This window comes from Coleofasciculus sp. FACHB-712 (genome assembly GCF_014695635.1).
GTDB lineage: Bacteria > Cyanobacteriota > Cyanobacteriia > Cyanobacteriales > FACHB-T130 > FACHB-T130.
The window spans coordinates 26,749-43,571 of sequence record NZ_JACJOQ010000651.1 but is presented as its reverse complement, the minus strand read 5'-3'; the positions used below and the strand labels follow the sequence as shown (position 1 = coordinate 43,571).

18 protein-coding genes are annotated in these 16,823 nt (G+C 46.7%); 9 read left to right on the top strand and 9 right to left on the bottom strand.

The annotated features are described in order from the left end of the window. Positions 1-33 precede the first annotated feature (33 nt). Positions 34-840, bottom strand: a complete 807-nt coding sequence (locus H6F50_RS24730; protein ID WP_190430718.1) for a phytanoyl-CoA dioxygenase family protein — start codon at positions 838-840, stop codon at positions 34-36. Between the two features lie 472 nt (positions 841-1,312). Between H6F50_RS24730 and H6F50_RS24725 the strand changes: the two genes are divergently transcribed. Continuing rightward, positions 1,313-1,492, top strand: coding sequence for a hypothetical protein (locus H6F50_RS24725; RefSeq protein WP_190430717.1), 180 nt, complete (start codon positions 1,313-1,315; stop codon positions 1,490-1,492). Positions 1,493-1,650: 158 nt separating this feature from the next. Here H6F50_RS24725 and H6F50_RS24720 read toward each other — a convergent pair whose 3' ends face one another. Further along, positions 1,651-3,921 carry a hypothetical protein gene (locus tag H6F50_RS24720; protein WP_190430716.1) on the bottom strand — a complete coding sequence of 757 codons (2,271 nt, stop codon included), beginning with the start codon at positions 3,919-3,921 and terminating at the stop codon, positions 1,651-1,653. 234 nt (positions 3,922-4,155) lie between these two features. Here H6F50_RS24720 and H6F50_RS24715 point away from each other — a divergent pair, with 234 nt between their 5' ends. The 3 genes from H6F50_RS24715 (at position 4,156) to H6F50_RS24705 (ending at position 7,470) form a co-directional block, all read left to right on the top strand. Beyond that, positions 4,156-6,072, top strand: coding sequence for a GTPase family protein (locus H6F50_RS24715; RefSeq protein WP_190430715.1), 1,917 nt, complete (start codon positions 4,156-4,158; stop codon positions 6,070-6,072). 220 nt (positions 6,073-6,292) lie between these two features. Then, positions 6,293-6,787, top strand: a complete 495-nt coding sequence (msrB, locus tag H6F50_RS24710; protein ID WP_190430714.1) for a peptide-methionine (R)-S-oxide reductase MsrB — start codon at positions 6,293-6,295, stop codon at positions 6,785-6,787. Between the two features lie 236 nt (positions 6,788-7,023). Further along, positions 7,024-7,470, top strand: coding sequence for a hypothetical protein (locus H6F50_RS24705; RefSeq protein WP_190430713.1), 447 nt, complete (start codon positions 7,024-7,026; stop codon positions 7,468-7,470). Between the two features lie 183 nt (positions 7,471-7,653). On the opposite strand, the gene H6F50_RS24700 is transcribed toward H6F50_RS24705, so the two are convergent. The 4 genes from H6F50_RS24700 to H6F50_RS24685 all read right to left on the bottom strand — a co-directional run bounded on the left by H6F50_RS24700 (position 7,654) and on the right by H6F50_RS24685 (position 9,501). Further along, a complete protein-coding gene (locus H6F50_RS24700) occupies positions 7,654-8,157 on the bottom strand; it encodes a GNAT family N-acetyltransferase (RefSeq protein ID WP_190430712.1) in 504 nt (167 codons plus the stop codon). A gap of 6 nt (positions 8,158-8,163) precedes the next feature. Continuing rightward, complete coding sequence (locus tag H6F50_RS24695; RefSeq protein ID WP_190430711.1) at positions 8,164-8,445, bottom strand: DUF1778 domain-containing protein; 282 nt, start codon at positions 8,443-8,445, stop codon at positions 8,164-8,166. A gap of 133 nt (positions 8,446-8,578) precedes the next feature. After that, positions 8,579-8,965 carry an alr0857 family protein gene (locus tag H6F50_RS24690; RefSeq protein WP_190430710.1) on the bottom strand — a complete coding sequence of 129 codons (387 nt, stop codon included), beginning with the start codon at positions 8,963-8,965 and terminating at the stop codon, positions 8,579-8,581. 14 nt (positions 8,966-8,979) lie between these two features. Beyond that, positions 8,980-9,501, bottom strand: coding sequence for an HNH endonuclease (locus H6F50_RS24685; protein ID WP_190412857.1), 522 nt, complete (start codon positions 9,499-9,501; stop codon positions 8,980-8,982). 410 nt (positions 9,502-9,911) lie between these two features. Between H6F50_RS24685 and H6F50_RS24680 the strand changes: the two genes are divergently transcribed. Continuing rightward, on the top strand, positions 9,912-10,250 hold the full coding sequence (locus tag H6F50_RS24680) for a hypothetical protein (protein WP_190412375.1): 339 nt from the start codon (positions 9,912-9,914) through the stop codon (positions 10,248-10,250). A 133-nt stretch (positions 10,251-10,383) separates the two neighbouring features. Here H6F50_RS24680 and apcB read toward each other — a convergent pair whose 3' ends face one another. Together apcB and H6F50_RS27400 are read right to left on the bottom strand one after the other, a co-directional pair. Beyond that, positions 10,384-10,893: an allophycocyanin subunit beta gene (gene apcB / locus H6F50_RS24675; protein ID WP_190412374.1), complete on the bottom strand. Its 510-nt coding sequence runs from the start codon at positions 10,891-10,893 to the stop codon at positions 10,384-10,386. Positions 10,894-11,057: 164 nt separating this feature from the next. Continuing rightward, positions 11,058-11,396, bottom strand: coding sequence for a hypothetical protein (locus H6F50_RS27400; RefSeq protein WP_242029202.1), 339 nt, complete (start codon positions 11,394-11,396; stop codon positions 11,058-11,060). A gap of 472 nt (positions 11,397-11,868) precedes the next feature. Between H6F50_RS27400 and glnA the strand changes: the two genes are divergently transcribed. The 4 genes from glnA to H6F50_RS24650 all read left to right on the top strand — a co-directional run bounded on the left by glnA (position 11,869) and on the right by H6F50_RS24650 (position 16,294). Then, positions 11,869-13,290 (top strand): type I glutamate--ammonia ligase, encoded by a 1,422-nt coding sequence (gene glnA / locus H6F50_RS24665; protein ID WP_190412373.1) that lies wholly within the window; start codon positions 11,869-11,871, stop codon positions 13,288-13,290. Positions 13,291-13,638: 348 nt separating this feature from the next. Continuing rightward, positions 13,639-14,751, top strand: coding sequence for a methyltransferase domain-containing protein (locus H6F50_RS24660; RefSeq protein ID WP_190430720.1), 1,113 nt, complete (start codon positions 13,639-13,641; stop codon positions 14,749-14,751). Positions 14,752-14,987: 236 nt separating this feature from the next. Next, the gene (locus H6F50_RS24655) at positions 14,988-15,491 is read left to right on the top strand and encodes a YbjN domain-containing protein (RefSeq protein ID WP_190430709.1); all 504 of its coding nucleotides are present in this window, start codon (positions 14,988-14,990) and stop codon (positions 15,489-15,491) included. Positions 15,492-15,529: 38 nt separating this feature from the next. Continuing rightward, positions 15,530-16,294, top strand: a complete 765-nt coding sequence (locus H6F50_RS24650) for a biotin/lipoate A/B protein ligase family protein (RefSeq protein ID WP_190430708.1) — start codon at positions 15,530-15,532, stop codon at positions 16,292-16,294. Positions 16,295-16,311: 17 nt separating this feature from the next. Here the strand turns inward: H6F50_RS24650 and H6F50_RS24645 are convergent, their stop codons facing one another. Beyond that, positions 16,312-16,803 carry a DinB family protein gene (locus tag H6F50_RS24645; protein WP_190430707.1) on the bottom strand — a complete coding sequence of 164 codons (492 nt, stop codon included), beginning with the start codon at positions 16,801-16,803 and terminating at the stop codon, positions 16,312-16,314. Positions 16,804-16,823 lie beyond the last annotated feature (20 nt).

Below are 16,823 nucleotides of genomic sequence, written 5' to 3'. Positions count from 1 at the left end.
TCAGGCGTCGGCTCAAATTGAGACATTAGCGTCCTAATACTTGAAATTCACGTAGGTTTCAACTTTGTTCTCTGGCAACTGCTCTACCACGTGGCACCGCAGTAATTCCCTTACTTGCTCTGGCAGACTTTCATAATAGTCCCGTTGCACAGTCAAGTCTACTTTCGCGGTGTGCAGCCAATGCATCACATAGCCCATCACAACCATCGGTCTGGGAGTGTTTGTCCGGTTCGGTGAGCCTCGATGCAGCGCCAGGGGCGAGCGAATCATCACATCACCCGGCTGCATATAAAAGGACTCCATCGGAATTTCCCCAGCAGCGACCTTCACTAACCCTTCCTCACGAGGTAAGACATGAGTCCCCCGCGCCATTTGAAACGGCCCATTGTCCGCCGTTACTTCTACCAGCGGAAAGTTTACCGCCAGCGCATAGAGTGGCGTTACTATCTGATCTGAGAAAAGTGGGCGAAAGTCCCGGTGAATTTCTTGGTAATCCGAACCCTGTACTGGAATATCAGCCCCCAATTGCACCATCTTATATTCTTGGTAGAATACGCGATTGAGAATCCCCAAAATTACTGGATTTGCAAACACATCTACATTGGCAAAGGGAGCAACCCAGGGGAAGGTTAGATAGAAGCGGGCTTGTTCGCGAGGTGCCAGACCACCCGGTTGATTTTGGCGCTTTTGGAATAATTCATTAAAAGCGTCTCCCCACTCTTCGATTAATCTTCTGTCAAACAGACCCCGAATCACACAAATTCCATCTCGATTGAGTTCTTCAGCAAAGCGATTTAGGTCAGTCGTCGAAAACTTAGCTGTATCTGTAGTTTGAATCATGTTGCTGTTCCTGCTCCAATTCAGGGCGTTAGAGTTGAAGTAAAATCTAGCTTTCAAGAGCAAAGTGTTTCAGGAAGCTAGTTTGCTGCTCCCAAAACCTTCCGTATAATTACTGCTTAACAAGGTGTTCAAGAGTTCAGTAATTTCCACGCTTCGCGCTTATGGAATCTCCTGAACTTTCAGATGAAACTGTGACCGAGCTGCTTAATCAGCAGGCAAAGAATGAAGCTGTAAAATCTTCACTCACCCTCAACGGTTGAATTATTAACCACTATCGTCCAATCGTCATTTCCATATCCACAAGCCTTAGTGACCTAGCTTCTCGAAGTTTCATCGCTGCTACTAAAACTGATTCCTCATTGCCTAAAGAAAAACATAGCGTCATCTACTTAATACTATTATTCCCCGCGATAGATGCAGAATAGCAATCACTACTTGAAATCTTAAAAAAACTTTGGGTTAGTTTTGCAAGTTGAGCAACACTATTTTTCTCTGGATGAAGACTGGCGATGAGATGGCGAATGCTTACAGCACGCTATGCGATCGCTGGCTTCCAGTGCAGCGTGGTGTTAAAGATGCGATCTCTCTATTCGTTCTTGCTGGCGATCGCGCTTTGCTTCCGGGTACAAATATTTGGACGGGAGTTAATTAAATTCTTGCCTGGTTTTTGGGAGTGCGATCGCCCCTCTTTCGCGTGCTGTCATGTTGAAAGCGAATGATGAGAGGTTGGTTTCCCTGCGTCAACCCAACCTACACAGCGAGCTAGCGATCGCACTTAATAATTCATTGAACCAAGGCTTAATATGTGGCTTACCGTAATAAGTTCAATGTTTCCGATTTATTGGCGTGTTCTAATTGTTCTACCGCGTGCATCCAATCTCGTTTAAGTTGAGTGCGTGCCATTGTTAAACCAAACTCGTCAGCCCAAACCTCGGAAGCAACTTCTTGTAAAAAGATTTGCCATTCATTCTGTACTCCTTTAGCACGCAACACTCTATCGACGAACTCTTCCACAATGGCAAAACCTGCCTGACTCGGTTCTTTGAAGAGGGTCTTAAGTTCTTTCTCACAGTTAGTTAATGCCTCTGATTGCGCTTTATGCAAATTCTTAAAAATCTTTTCGGCATTTGGTCTACCTGGATCTATTTTTCCCGTCAGCCTATTAATGTGGTAATCAAGTAAATTGCCAACAAGCTGGTAAGGAGTTCTATTTGGAGTCAAGACATCTAGATGTTTGCGAATTCGATGTTGAATTAATCCACGATATAAAATGTCAAAAGTTGCAATAGTTTGAAAACCAAGCCTTAGCCTTATTAAGTTTTCTGGTATACGTTCAGCTATAATTTTTAGAAATTCGCTACCTCTTGCATCAGTTAATTTTGCTAATTTACCTTGCTTTATTAGCACCTCAACTATCTTTGATTTGGTTTCTTCAAGTGATTCCTTTAATGCACTGTCTAAAGACAAAAATCTTTCTGACAGGTGAGTACGTACTTCATGCAAGTATTGGTTATATGCAATATTATATGCACCAACCTCCATTGCTCTTCTTTCTATATCTTCCAAGCTTGGAATACCTGTATCTGAGCGACAATCTCGAATAGCAATTTCTACTGCCTTCTTAAATTTTGTATCTTCAATATCCCGACTAACAATTAGTGAGGAAATTAATACTTCAAGTCCTCCGGTTATATCCCGCCAGATTTCATCAAAAAGACCGAGGAACTTGGGGAACCAATCATCTTTTGAAGCTAAACGCCAAGCGTCATTAGCTTTCCCTAGCTCAACTGCAATAGCTCTATGAAGTTGGATAAGTCTATCTTGGCAAGCAGAAGCATATTGACGATCGAGAATTTGAATTTTGTGAGTTAAATAATTTAAAACTCGATCCAGTATTTCCGTCTGGGACTCTTCAGAGTTGGCGCAATCAGCAATCACAACGTCTTGAACGTCAACGTGCTTTTCAAAAATGGTTTCAGCTAGGCTTTCGCAATTCCTCCGATTTCCATCTGTACTAGAATTACCGCGAACGTGGTTGAGTACCATGAAAGACCATTCTTTAATAGGCAAGTCAGTCAAAGCGCTGTTAGCTATATCATAGAGTTCAACATCTTCTTTTGCCCAAAAATCACCTGTAGATTTCGGCATACGAACAAACAAAACTGCATCAATATCTTGCCCTAAAATCTTAATCATTCTCTCTGCATCGCCAATGCCAGTATCCCCTAAACCTGGCATATCAACTAGAGCAATTTGCCCAATATCCAGATTGGGGAACGGACAAACAATCTTGACCTCTCGCACTGCTAGGTAGTTGAAGTAAATTCGGCGTCTATCTACTGTATCTTGAGCAACATATTCTCGAATTTCATGTTGTGGAATTCGACGTGGAGAGGTTTCTAACAGGGTATTACGATATTTGTTAAAATTCTGATGATATCGGCAAAGATGATCGTATTTAGCTGCGGCTAAAGCTGGCCTCTCAGCTAACTCTCTAGGCAGTTCTGGCAGTGGAAAATCAGCAAACTCTTGGATGGAGCGCGGTCGAGAACCGAGATTAAGTTGTTTGTAATAGGGAGCAATTACCTCATCCAAAAAAGAATATTCAGTATGGAACCATACCTCGGCGTAAGTCTCTACATCTGCATTGTGATGAATATTGCTACGAACTCCTGTGCAGTGCTGATCGTCCCCATCCGGGATTTCAGCAGTCGATAGCCCCGTTAAACTTTGCAGCAGACGACTCTTGCCTTGTCTGGCCCGCCCTACAACCCCAATATTAAGCGTATTTCGAGAAAAGCGAGATCTTAACTTGGTAAGTGCAGCTAACTCAGACTCAATTTCCTGAAGTATTGATGAGCAGTTAATTGCTCTAAGCCTTCCAATTGTACTAGGCTCGTCTACCTTATAAAGTAACTCTTCACGTTGCCTTTCAAATTGACGTAGGACAGCAGAGAGTTGTTTGAGATTGGTTTCTACAGTTGCAATTTCTTGAGCCAGTGGACGGCGTTTCTGAATTATCCCAGCTATTTGGCTAGCTCTTGTTGTCATCTCATTGTCAGCTTGAATGGTTCTTAGCATGGGGCTACCTATCCTCCACTTATTTACTGGTCGAAAAAAATTAGGCTATCTATTTCTAGAGTTCCCTAAATCTGTGCTGATGAAACATCTACAATCAAAAATTGTTTATTCCGTATGTAAAACTCAGTTAAATTAACTTCTGGAGGTGTCAGGCTTTAAACTTCGTACAACTCGGTGTAGCCAAAATTACGACAATAACGGTATAAGCAGTCGAATCGAGACAGGTTTGGAACAATGGTGCAATTAAAGGTGTGGCAGTGGGTTGTATTGGCAACGCCGATCGCAACGATCGTCAGTTTCTTGCTGGTATCGGCAGGGTTGCAGATTCACGAGTGGCGGATTAATTGGATCTGGGCTGTATTTACCCTCGTATTCGTGGGTTGGCGTTGGTTGCTGGTGAAGTGGACTCGACCCGCGATCGCGCAAATAGAATCTGTCATGGCGGAGGTTAGCGCCGAACTAGAATCTGGGGCAGGCGATACTGTAGCGCTACCAGCTGGAAATGATGCCGTAAATCAAGCGGAAGTCGCTTATCAAGAGATCCTGAAAGCAGCACAGAGCGATCGCCCGATTTGGGAAGACTGGCAAACCTTTTGGCAGCGATGCCAGGATCTGGTCAGTGCGATCGCTCATGTCTACAATCCTGAAGTAAAGTATCCCCTGCTCAACATTCACGTTACCCAAGCTTACGGACTGATTCGGGGAACGGTGGACGATCTGGACGGTTGGATACAGAAGTTATCTCCTGCCCTCGATCGGGTCACGATTGGGCAGGCATACGAGGCATACGGAGTTTACCGCAAGCTGGAACCATCGGCTCGGAAACTCTGGCAAGCCTGGAATTGGGCGCAATGGTTCTTGAATCCGGTGGTGGCGGTAGCAAAACAAGTTACTCAGCGTTCCAGTAACCAGGCAAATCAGGAATTGCTGGGGAATTTGAGCCAGATGCTTCGGGAAGCGGCTCTGCGGAACTTATCTCGGCAAGCGATCGCTCTCTATGGAGGAACGACTACACTACCAGAGTCAGAATCTTCTGTTTCCACACCGACGCTACCCAAGGCAAAGACGCAAACCCTCCGAGACATCCTGGCTCAAACAGAACCCGTCGAAGCGGTTGAGCAAAAACCTGTCAATATTCTGCTAGTGGGACGAACCGGATCTGGAAAAAGCAGCTTGATTAATACGCTATTTCAAGCAGATCGAGCCGCCGTGGATGTGTTGCCCAGCACCGATAAAATTCAGAATTACCACTGGCAGAGCCAATTGGGGGAAACCCTGACGCTTTGGGATACGCCGGGGTACGAACAAGTGAACCGGGCGGATTTGCGGGAACTGGTGCTGGATTATGCCACCAATGCAGATTTGCTGCTGTTAGTTACTCCTGCCCTCGATCCGGCACTGCAAATGGATGTGGACTTTCTCAAAGATATGAAGGCGGAAGTGGCAGACTTGAGCGCGATCGCCATCGTCACTCAGGTGGATCGTCTGCGCCCCATCCGGGAGTGGGAACCTCCCTACAACTGGCAAGCAGGCGATCGCCCCAAGGAAAAGGCGATTCGGGAAGCGACCGAGTATCGGGCAAAGCTTCTAGGCGACTTCTGCAATCTGGTTCTACCTGTAGTTACAGGTGACACAAAAACGGATCGAACTGCCTGGGGAATGGACGCACTCTCATTAGCACTGGTGGATGCGATCGCGCCTACCAAGCAACTCCGCCTTGCCCGTTTTTTGCGTAACTTGGATGCCCGCACTGTCGCTGCTGCCAAAATCATCGACCGCTACACCTTTCAGATGACAACGACACAGGGACTGGCTGCACTACTCAAAAGTCCCGTTCTCCAGTTCATTGCGACGCTGACAACCGGACGACCAAATCTAGCATACGTGCTAGCAGACCAAATTCCCGTGGAGCAATTGCCGGTTGTGATTGGCAAACTTCAGATGGCGTATGATTTGTTCTCCCTCTTGAATCCAGGCGAAAACCCGATCAACTTTGACTTGCTCTCCCTTTGGCCTCTGCTGTTGGAAAACCCCGCTTCCCCAGAACGCAATGCCTGGGCATTTGGTCACGCTTTAGTGGAATATTGGACTCAAAATCTGACAGTTGAACAATTCCGGGAACGGTTTGAGTTCTATCTCAAGCAAATTTGAGCCGATGCCTCTTTACCTGCTTTAGGCTTCTTAGGGAATTTTAATCCGGCTATCAGACTTAATGCAGTGCGAACCAACAGGTCGGCGCTAGGCTAACGCCTCGCTTCGCTGTTTTCATGCCCAAAGGGCTGTACGCGATCGCGCATCCTAGAGATAGAGCCAAATAAACTCTCTCAAGGTTGAACTGGCTCGCCTCACACCGACAACTGAATGATGCAGCATGAAAAAACGTTATCTTTTAAAAGCTGGCGCTGTAATTGTAGGCGCGGCATGGTTATCACGCAATCTAATTGGGAAATCGGGAGATATGGCAGCTTCAAATAATAACTTTGAAATCAACAAAACCGAGGAAGAATGGCGTGAAATTTTGACGCCCGAACAGTTTAACGTCCTGCGTAAACACGGTACCGAACGTGCTGGAACTAGCCCGCTTGATAAGCAATACGGTAAAGGAATTTATGCGTGTGCGGCGTGTGAATTACCGCTGTTTACCTCTGAAACGAAATTCGACAGCCATACTGGTTGGCCCAGTTTTTATGCTCCCATTGAAGGGGGAATCGGCACCTCCACAGACAAGACGCTTTTTATGACTAGAGTTGAAGTCCATTGCCATCGTTGCGGTGGGCATTTAGGGCATGTATTTAACGATGGGCCACGCCCGACTGGCAAACGCTACTGCATGAATGGTGCCGCGCTTAAATTTGTTCAAGGCTAGCGATCGTTCCTATTTGATTGGACCTTTTAAGAGCTGTTCTAATGAAGCTGGCGAATAGAATTCGCGTCTACACACACAAAACCTGCCTACGCAGGTTTCAAAAGTCCGCGCAGGCGGACTTCGTTTGTATAGCCGCGATTTCTAATCGCCAAGGCTGCTATTTAACAATTACAAACGATAGAACTCAGTTGCTAATGGGAATACTTAGTTTGATGGGTTATTTACGGAGAATAATCATGAAATCCCTTCAAACAACCGTTTTCTCTAGAATTGCCACCTTAATAAGTGGAATTTTTTTACCCTTACAGTCTCAAGCAACTGTTCCGTTGCAACAGCAGCTTGTAGCTCAAGCCAGCATTGAAGATATAATTCGCGATCTAGATGGCAACGCATATATCTTGGGTGCCGATAAACAGGAGCTTGGTGTGGTTTCAAGCAACCAGTATGCCACCGAGTCAATTTGCAACCAGTACGGAAAATATGGCAGCCCCTATTCTTCAACAAGTGTATGGAATGAATACGGAAAGTATGGTAGCCCTTATTCCACTATTGGTGCTTATAATCCTCGTGGACATAAACCTCCCTTAATCGTGTTTGAAGGAGGGGCATTTATTTTGAGTAAGAATCCTAACCTGGATAACCGAATAGATCCAGACTATCTGTTCGCTGTTCTATGCAGGTAGTAGAAGACATAACCCTTTTTCTCAAGGAAAGGGCGCACAGCCGTGCGCCCCTACAGTTAGTTCAAGGAGAAGATACAAGCTTGTACATCTTGCCAAAGCTTGAAGAGGAAGAATCAAGTGGGTGAAGCTCCTAGTTCGCCATTTAACAATAAATCTGCTTGACCACAGCGACGAAACTACCTGCTATTTACGACTCTTTAATATTGTTGCCATTGGTAGGAAAAGCGAGAATTCATAATCAATTAAGGGAACGAAACCGTATTTCAGATAAAATTGCTTTGACTCATCATCCAGAGCATCAACTCTAACTGCAAAAATCCCTACTTCATCTGCAAGGCGAACTGCTTTACTAAGAGCATCCATTAGTAATCTTTTTCCCAATCCTCTCCCTTGCATTGAGGTGTCAACGGCAAGTTGTCCGATTAACATAGCGGGAACAGGATAACGGGGTAATCTTTTTCTTAGTTGCTCTGGAAGCGAGTCAAACGTAATGCTAGACATACTGATGGTGTAATAGCCAACAACTTCATTACCATCTTCTTTGGGAATAGCAACAAAGGTTTTCGCAATGCCTTTTCTATCGTTTTGTCCAGCGTATTGCTTCAGGTAATCGTTTAACTTTGGAACTCCGCAGTCGAAAGCATCCTTCCTTACACTGCTATCGAGAGGGTGAAAAATCCATTCCACAAAGTATTACTTTTCGTACTCCTGATATTCACACATCGCCGATTTTAAAGCTTCGTTCGGTTCAGGCGGATTCTCTAGTATCGATAAAAAGAGATCCCTATCTCTATCTGACAAAACCAGTGTTTCATGAAAGGCAATGTCCTTTCTGGCAGCATCAAGTGAGTGGCAAAGCACATAAGAACTTACACTGAGTCCCATCAGTGCAGCTGCCTTTTCAAGCGTCTTTTTTTGCTCTTGGCTCAGTCTCAAATCAATTCTGCTTTCTTTGGTATTGCTGCTGGCTGACATAACTAATGTTTAATCAATCTCAGTGTGGTATCCCGCTATGACATACCAATAGTTTGATGTATTATCCGGCAAATGTCCACACAAATACTAAGAAAAAGGGTGGGTTTTTCGACCCACCTCAAAAGTGATTTGATTACCTCAAGGAGGAGGTGCAAGCTTGTGCATCTTGCCAAAGCTTGAACAGGAAGAATTCAGCGCGATCGCTCATTGCAGTCACAAAAACGCCCTCTCCATTTTTCGAGCCTCCGTCCACCCAGCTACCGTGCAGGCTGACTTCAACGTACTCGGCATCGCAAGCACACAAGCCAATAATTTCCGAACCTTCCTGCTGCGCTTCCTCTAGCAACCGTCCGATTTCTGGCAAACTAGCCGGAAGTAAGAAGGAAGCGGTGCTGGGTTCGACTGAGATGGGGGTACCCACTCGCAGCGCTAAAATCACCCGCCGTGTCACCCACTCTTCTAGAGATTGAGCCAGACACTCCAAGTAAAAGCCGTTTTCTGTGTAAGTTAATTTCAGCATTGCTTGGTGTCTCCTTACAAATCCAGGTGATCGTGCTGTTCGCGCCAGAACTGTTCGGCAAAGGCAACAGCAGGGTGCATGGGGGCTTTAGGCTGGGTGCGAAGGGGCATTCCCGCTTGAGTCGGGGTGCGATCGCCTTTGCGTTGGTTGCACCTTTCGCAGGCAATCACTACGTTGTCCCAGGTGTGTTTTCCGCCCTTTGATAAGGGTAGGACGTGATCGATCGTCAACTGTTTCGTGTTACCGCAGTATTGGCAGGTGTGGTGGTCTCTCCGCAGCAATTCCCGACGGTTCACTGGGGGAACCTTCCAAACTCGCTCTGCACTCGTGATGGTGAGGCGAATTTGTTCTGGCACCTCGATTACCACGCTGGGCGACCGCACTTGCCAGCCAGGTGCATCGCTAAACTGCAAAGGTTCGGCTTTCCCACCGATCAACAGAGCGATCGCTCGCTTAATATTGACCCGGCTTATGGGCAAGTAGTTCTGGGAAAATACGACTACCGACCTACCTAACACGTCAGTTGCGCTCGTCACGACTTGGCTCCTCATACAATTAACCCCCGCCTCTGGTAATTAGAAGCGGGGGTTGGAAAAACTTTTTGAGTCTTCTCGTCCTATGTTGGTACGGCTACTTTTAGCCTGTACCTCCCGCTTTGTTTGTTTAGTTTGAGTTCTGCAAACCGCAGACTCCCACCATTATTGCGATCCAAAATTTGATCGATCTCCGTACCTCGTCTCTGACAACCATATCCACCCATAAAAAGAAACTCCACGCCCGCGCCGGCTGATTCCCAACTCGTTAAGGAGTCGGAATCGCTGGCTGAGATGGAGAAAGCAGGTATATGTGTCACAGGAAGGCTTCTTGAACGGTTTAACTTGAATCTGGCTTTCAATATACTACACTTGTATTACTAATCTGTCCACAAATTTTAGGAGAAAAAATCATGCGTACCCTACCTCGCACCTCAACCACTGAAATGGAAGTCACCAGCATACGCTTGGAGAGAGAACTGAAGGAAGAACTCAAAGAACTCGCAGGTCATCAGGGATATCAAGCTTTGATTCGAGATATCCTCTGGAACTACGTGCAGCAGAAATCCGATGATTATAAACCTCAATTCTCTAGGTCTGATATCCTCTCTAGCGTCCCCGCCACAGCGCAGCAAGAACAACGCTGTGTACTGACAGGTAAGTTTATTCGACCGCAAGAGCCAATGTTATTAGGATTTACCAATCATGGCGATCTAGTTCCCTTAAGTGTTGAGAGTTTGTCATCGAGATAGGCTTTTGGTGTCTTCAAATTAGCGTCAGCGCAGCATAAACAAAAGCGATCGCACTTTATCCCAGTAAAAGGTAAAAAGTGCGATCGCTCTCTAGCTAATGACGAATGGCTAATTGTTCGTGGCTATCTGCTGCTTAGACATCCTGTTCGCTTAAATCGCGGGTCATGTGGTCAAAGGGCTGATCTACAAATGCTGTATTTACAACTCCAGCCGCAGCCACTTGTTCTTTCACAATGTCCTTCATGATTTGGATGCCCATTACGGTCGGGCCAATCGGCACTCCCAAAGAGTTGTAAGTTTCCCGAAGACCTTGCAGCACCCGCTCATCCAGCACATTCGTATCACCTGCAACCAACGCATAGCTGGCATAGCGCAGGTAATAGTCCATATCCCGCAGACAAGCAGCATAGCGACGAGTCGTATATGCATTTCCGCCTGGTCGAATCAGTTCCGGCAGTTCTTCAAACAGCCGTGACCCTGCCTGCTTCACAATCGAAGCTGCATTGGAGTTAATCACAGCAGCCGCCTGGACTCGTGCTGTGCCGGTTTCAAAATAAGATTTCAGGGAATCTACGGCATTGCGATCCAGGTAACGACCCGTAACATCGTAATTTTTAATCAGGTTTGTGACTGCGTCGCGCATGAAATTGCTCTCCCAACAACAAGCTATATAGATAATTTTCTATTGTTTAGTGTGCTGTTGCATACCCAGTTTCTAGGGTGTAGTTTACAACAACAAACACTTTCATTAGCATATATCCATCTCCACGAGCATCTCCACATTGTTGAGAGCGATCGCAGCAATTTTTAGCGGGCAATTTTCTCCGGGGCTGTGCTATAAGCCTTCTGGCGCATCGGCTTGCCATCTCTTGACTGAGCCGCTCTCGATCCAGCTTTTCGACGGCTCACCGGCTTCAACCAACAAACTCCTCTCATGGGCACTGGCAGTAATGTCAGCTCTTCTGGATATCGCGGCTGCGGATCGTTGAGCAACCAAATAGGCGGCACCATCATCGGGTCATATTCAGCAATAATATCAACCACCCCAGGACGCTGCTTTAGCTCCACTCTCGTCCCAGGACGATACTCAAATGCCTCTTGTTCGTCAAAATCTTGATCAAAATCCGTATTTAAATTAAACATCATGCTTCCCCCCGCACAAAAGTAGCCAAAGCTACTGATTAGTAAAATTGTTGCCGCCTATAAGATTTTTTTGTAAATCTCGCTACAATTTTTAACTTTTTCTCGCTTTAAGTCAAACGGCAACTGCCTTATTCTGTATAGCTGAATACAAAATCTCCTGGCACCTATCCCTAGGATGATCCAGTACATCGATGCCTTACGTCTTGAAAAAAGGCTGAAGACTGTTAGCGTAGCGGCGCGTAAGCGCCAACTGGGAATTGAGTGGGAGAGTTCTTGAGATGGGCAAAAGAGGAGACAAAAGATTTTCAGCCAGGAAAGTTGTACTTCTGGATCGGGAAGTCTCACCTGAAAATGCTTGCTTTCAATCCAGGTTCTCCCCCTCTTGACTTGACGATTCACCAACCCTGATGATCGCTCTTACTGTTTTTTCTGCTTTCCAGACTGAGCCAGCTTAGAAAATAAGGAGTCCGTCGTAATGTTCCAGACCCCGCAAGAATTTTTGACTTACGTCAAAGAAAAAAACATCCAGATCATTGACCTCAAGTTCATCGATATGCCGGGTATCTGGCAGCATTTGTCGATGTATCACGACCAAATTGACGAAAGTAGCTTTACCGAGGGCGTACCCTTCGATGGCTCTAGTATCCGGGGTTGGAAAGCCATCAACGAATCAGACATGGCAATGGTGCTAGATCCGACAACTGCCTGGATCGACCCATTCATGGCAGAGCCGACTTTAAGCGTCGTCTGTAGCATTATCGAACCCCGGACGGGCCAACCTTACAGCCGCGACCCCCGCACCATTGCTCAGAAGGCAGTAGACTACCTAATTTCTACCGGCATTGGCGATACAGCCTTCATTGGACCGGAAGCTGAGTTCTTCATCTTTGATGATGTCCGCTTTGACCAAAACCAGCATGAAGGCTATTACCACGTAGACTCCGTCGAGGGACGTTGGAATTCTGGGAAAAAAGAAGAGGGTGGCAACCTCGGTTATAAACCTCGCTACAAAGAGGGTTATTTCCCAGTCGCGCCGACGGATACCTCCCAGGATATGCGGACAGAAATGCTGCTGACGATGGCGAAGTGCGGGGTGCCAATTGAAAAGCACCACCACGAAGTTGCTACCGGCGGACAGTGCGAACTGGGTTTCCGCTTCGCAACTTTGGTACAAGCTGCTGACTATCTGATGACTTACAAGTACGTCATCAAGAACGTTGCCAAGAAATATGGCAAAACAGTCACCTTCATGCCGAAGCCACTGTTTAACGACAACGGTTCTGGGATGCATACCCACCAGTCGATTTGGAAGGATGGGCAGCCGCTATTCGCAGGCGATAAGTATGCTGGCTTAAGCCAAATGGCGTTGCACTACATCGGTGGCATCCTCAAGCACGCACCGGCGCTGTTGGCTTTGACCAATCCCACAACCAATTCTTACAAGCGCTTGGTGCCCGGTTTTGAAGCACCCGTGAACTTGGCTTACTCCCAAGGAAACCGTTCTGCCTCGATTCGGATTCCGCTATCTGGTACCAATCCTAAAGCGAAGCGCTTAGAGTTCCGTTGTCCGGATGCGACTTCTAACCCCTACTTGGCGTTTGCTGCCATGCTCTGTGCGGGTCTAGATGGTATCAAAAACCAAATTGACCCCGGTGAATCCCTGGATAAGGATATTTACGACCTAACCCCAGAGGAACTGGCGAATGTTCCTTCCACCCCAGGATCGCTCGAAGGTGCCCTGGAGGCGTTGGAAAACGATCACGCTTTCTTGACCGAGACGGGCGTGTTCACCCCAGACTTCATCCAGACTTGGATTTCATACAAGCTCGATAACGAAGTCAACCCGATGCGGCTGCGCCCCCATCCCTACGAGTTCGCTCTCTACTATGATTGCTAATTTCTTTTCTCGCTCATGGAAAGGCAAATTGTGTAGGAACAAAGCTTGACGTTTTTGCTAAGCATTCCTGCCAAATCTAGAGCTTGCCTTTCTTAAAGCGTTCTAAGCTGTGGGGTGGGGTATCCCCTTCCTGGAAAACAACTCATCCCTAGCCCGCCACCCTTATGGGTGGCGCTTTTTCTTGTCCCACTGGAGACAGATGGCAGTTGTCGAAACTGAGTTAACATAAGAAATATGTCTTAACAAAAAGACATATAACCGCGCAGCATTTTCATAGTCGTACTCAGTTTTCAGCACCCATCGTTAGCCTCTATGCAGTCAACCTCAAACCTTGACCCAGCAACTACTATTACTGAGACTTTAACCAAGCTGACCTATCAGACTTTTCAGCAAGGCAAAAATTACTTTGGTTTAGCTCATAAAGTATTAAATTCTCAGTTGCTGAATTTAATTTCACCTCCGGTGGAGGTGAAAACCAAGCCGATTCCGCCAGAGGTTATACAAAAACTGAAACAAAGGCACGATCGGATTATCGAAGCCGATTGGCAGGATGTTGAGCGAGGTGTATATCCCGCTAGCTTACTGTTTGATAACTCATGGAGCGATTTTTTCCGCTATTATCCGATGGTTTGGCTGGATACGCTGCAAGTGCATCAGCGGGCGAACCAAAAGCGGCATCAAGACTTTTCTCCAAACATTTCCACGGATGGTTATCCAAGCTACTACCTGCAAAACTTCCACCACCAAACTGATGGTTACTTAAGTGACTGGTCCGCGAATCTCTATGATTTGCAAGTAGAAATTCTTTTTGGTGGCACGGCAGATGCGATGCGGCGGCGGATTCTCGCGCCATTGAAACAAGGGCTGAAAGCTTTTGATTCTATTCCACCCAGACAAGTTCGCATTCTGGATGTGGCAAGTGGAACGGGGCGCACTTTGAAATTAATCCGCGGCGCTTTGCCGGAAGCATCTCTGTTTGGAATCGATTTGTCACCCGCTTACTTGCGGAAGGCGAATCAGCTGTTATTGGAAAATCCTGGAGAATTGCCCCAACTCCTACAAGCGAATGCTGAGAAAATCCCTTACGTGGATGAGCATTTCCATGCGGTTACTTGCGTGTTTCTCTTCCATGAGCTTCCAGCAGCGGTGCGTCAGCAGGTGATCGAACAGTGCTACCGAGTCACGAAACCGGGTGGAGTCTTTATTATCTGCGACTCGATTCAGGTCAGCGATGCTCCAGACTTGGTGCCACTGATGGAAAACTTCCCAGAAACATTCCACGAGCCATACTACAAACACTACATAACGGATGATTTGGTGAAACGGTTGGAGAAAGCAGGCTTCGAGAATATTTCGAGTGAAGTTCACTTTATGAGCAAGTATTTGATTGCTCATAAGCCGGTTTCTGAAAAGACAACGGCTTTAGATGGAGAACAAAGCGATCGCAAGCTCATGGTTTGAAACACGGTGTCGAGAAGTAGCAACAGAGGGCATCGAGGCTAAGGCTCGTTACTAGGATAGAGCTGTCCTAGTAACGAGAATCAGAAGAAGCGGCTGAAGGCGACCGCTGTATAAGCGATGATTAAACTACTTAACACTTGAAAATAAAAAACTAATCTTTAGAGGTGTCCTCCAAATGTGCCTCTAGGCGATAGAGTTGGTCTAGGCAAACCGCAAAACGATAAGCAGAAGGTATTATGACCACCAACCAGCCTGCTGTGGAAAGTGTTTCCACCCAAGGACTGTCAACAGAGGATCTAGTTACCAATGAGCTGATTGAGGATGCAACGGTAGTCAACTATGTTGATGTAATTCAAACCGTTATCTCCAGCTTGGATCAGGACGATACGGCAATGGTAAGCCGTGGCGAAGACAGCAGCTATCTTTGGAAATTTAAGTACGGTAGCGTTGAGGTGTTTGTGCAACTCACGGGGATTACCGAGGAGGATACTTTCACCGTTTGGTCTTATGTTCTCAAGCTACCTGCCACGAACGAACCGCTGTTGATGCGGAAACTCTTGGAAATGAATTGGTCGGACACGTTTGAATCGCGTTTTGGCATTGTGGAGAACCAAGTGGCAGTGCTGACATCTCGCACTGTCGCCGAGCTTTCTCCTGGAGAAATTTCCCGCGCTGTCACCGTTGTCGCGACGATTGCAGATAATAACGACGAAGCTTTACAAGCTGAATTTGGTAGTTAGTTATTGGTCATTGGTCATTGATTTTAGGCAAATGACAAATGACCAATAACCGCTACTGGCGTTTGATTCCGCTGCTGGAAGCGTCAGGTCGCGTCCAGATGGCAATCGACCGATGGTTACTGGAGCAGCACCATCTGGGTTTGCATCCTCCAGCCTTACGGTTTTATACCTGGTCTCCACTGGCAATTTCGTTGGGATATCATCAACACCGCTTACCTGCATCTTGGCAGCAGCTGGCTGCGGCGGGTGTAGTGGATTTGGTGCGACGTCCGACTGGCGGACGGGGAGTGCTGCACCAGGGCGATTTGACCTACATGGTGGTAACGTCAGGATCTGCTGGTAGTCGCCTGCAAGCGTACCAGGAAATTTGTGAGTTTTTGATTCAGGGATGGCGATCGCTCGGTCTAGAATTGCACTATGGTTCGGCAGGACGGGGTTACATTCACAATCCCAATTGTTTTGGCACCTCGACGGGTGCCGATTTAGTTTTAGCGGATGGTTCTAAATTAATTGGGAGTGCCCAGATGAGGCGAGGCAATACCATCTTGCAGCACGGGTCGATACGTTTGTCACCAGATGCGACGCTGTTTGAACAGGTGTTTGGCGAGGCGGTAACGCCGGTTAAGCTAGGGATTAACCAGCCGGGAGAGGCGCTAGTTCCAACAGTTGTAGAAGCCTTAACGGTAGCAGCTAGCGATTGTTTTGGTATTGAGATGCTAGTGCAGCCTTTGTCAGAAGAGGAGTGGCAGGAAATTTTAGCGCAGCCAGAATTAACAATTCGCTCACAGAATCAAGATAGATAGTGCTAATGCAACTAACTCTAAGGTCGAATCACTCGGTGCATATCTAGAACTGGCGGGGCAATTTCAGTCTGCGTTAACAGATCGTGAACTTGTCCTCGGTGGTGGGTCTGGTGATTAAAAAAGTGTGCGATCAACAAATCAACCGGATCGATATAAATATTTCCTTGGTTATTGCGGTACTTGATCGTACCGCTCAAGAATTCGTCGTTTAAACTATCTGAGAAGGCTTCGATGCGCTCATCTTCTAATACACGCGCTTTGGTAAGCTTGTCGAAATCCTCATAGAGAATTGCGTCAAGTCCGGTTGAGGGGACTTCTTTGCCCTCAAACCGCGATAACCAGATGCGATCGCCTATCATGATGTGATTCAGCGTCCCGTGAATACTTTTAAAGAAGGCGGGTCTGGTACGTTTACGTTCTACATCGTCCAAACGAGTGCAAACTTCATAAAGTCTGCGATTTGCCAGCGTGTTGTAGCGTGCGAGCATCTGGAAGTGCTGTATGAGCATATTCAGACTCGTTTTCTAGT

Excerpts from the sequence above, each read along its gene's own strand:
- H6F50_RS24690 (WP_190430710.1), bottom strand. The coding sequence starts at position 8,965 with ATGCTGAAATTAACTTACACAGAAAACGGCTTTTACTTGGAGTGTCTG.
- H6F50_RS24650 (WP_190430708.1), top strand. The coding sequence starts at position 15,530 with ATGACCAATAACCGCTACTGGCGTTTGATTCCGCTGCTGGAAGCGTCA.
- msrB (WP_190430714.1), top strand. The coding sequence starts at position 6,293 with ATGAAAAAACGTTATCTTTTAAAAGCTGGCGCTGTAATTGTAGGCGCG.
- H6F50_RS24705 (WP_190430713.1), top strand. The coding sequence starts at position 7,024 with ATGAAATCCCTTCAAACAACCGTTTTCTCTAGAATTGCCACCTTAATA.
- H6F50_RS24645 (WP_190430707.1), bottom strand. The coding sequence starts at position 16,803 with ATGCTCATACAGCACTTCCAGATGCTCGCACGCTACAACACGCTGGCA.
- H6F50_RS24715 (WP_190430715.1), top strand. The coding sequence starts at position 4,156 with ATGGTGCAATTAAAGGTGTGGCAGTGGGTTGTATTGGCAACGCCGATC.
- H6F50_RS24730 (WP_190430718.1), bottom strand. The coding sequence starts at position 840 with ATGATTCAAACTACAGATACAGCTAAGTTTTCGACGACTGACCTAAAT.
- H6F50_RS24655 (WP_190430709.1), top strand. The coding sequence starts at position 14,988 with ATGACCACCAACCAGCCTGCTGTGGAAAGTGTTTCCACCCAAGGACTG.
- apcB (WP_190412374.1), bottom strand. The coding sequence starts at position 10,893 with ATGCGCGACGCAGTCACAAACCTGATTAAAAATTACGATGTTACGGGT.
- H6F50_RS24680 (WP_190412375.1), top strand. The coding sequence starts at position 9,912 with ATGCGTACCCTACCTCGCACCTCAACCACTGAAATGGAAGTCACCAGC.
- H6F50_RS24720 (WP_190430716.1), bottom strand. The coding sequence starts at position 3,921 with ATGCTAAGAACCATTCAAGCTGACAATGAGATGACAACAAGAGCTAGC.
- H6F50_RS27400 (WP_242029202.1), bottom strand. The coding sequence starts at position 11,396 with ATGATGTTTAATTTAAATACGGATTTTGATCAAGATTTTGACGAACAA.
- glnA (WP_190412373.1), top strand. The coding sequence starts at position 11,869 with ATGTTCCAGACCCCGCAAGAATTTTTGACTTACGTCAAAGAAAAAAAC.
- H6F50_RS24695 (WP_190430711.1), bottom strand. The coding sequence starts at position 8,445 with ATGTCAGCCAGCAGCAATACCAAAGAAAGCAGAATTGATTTGAGACTG.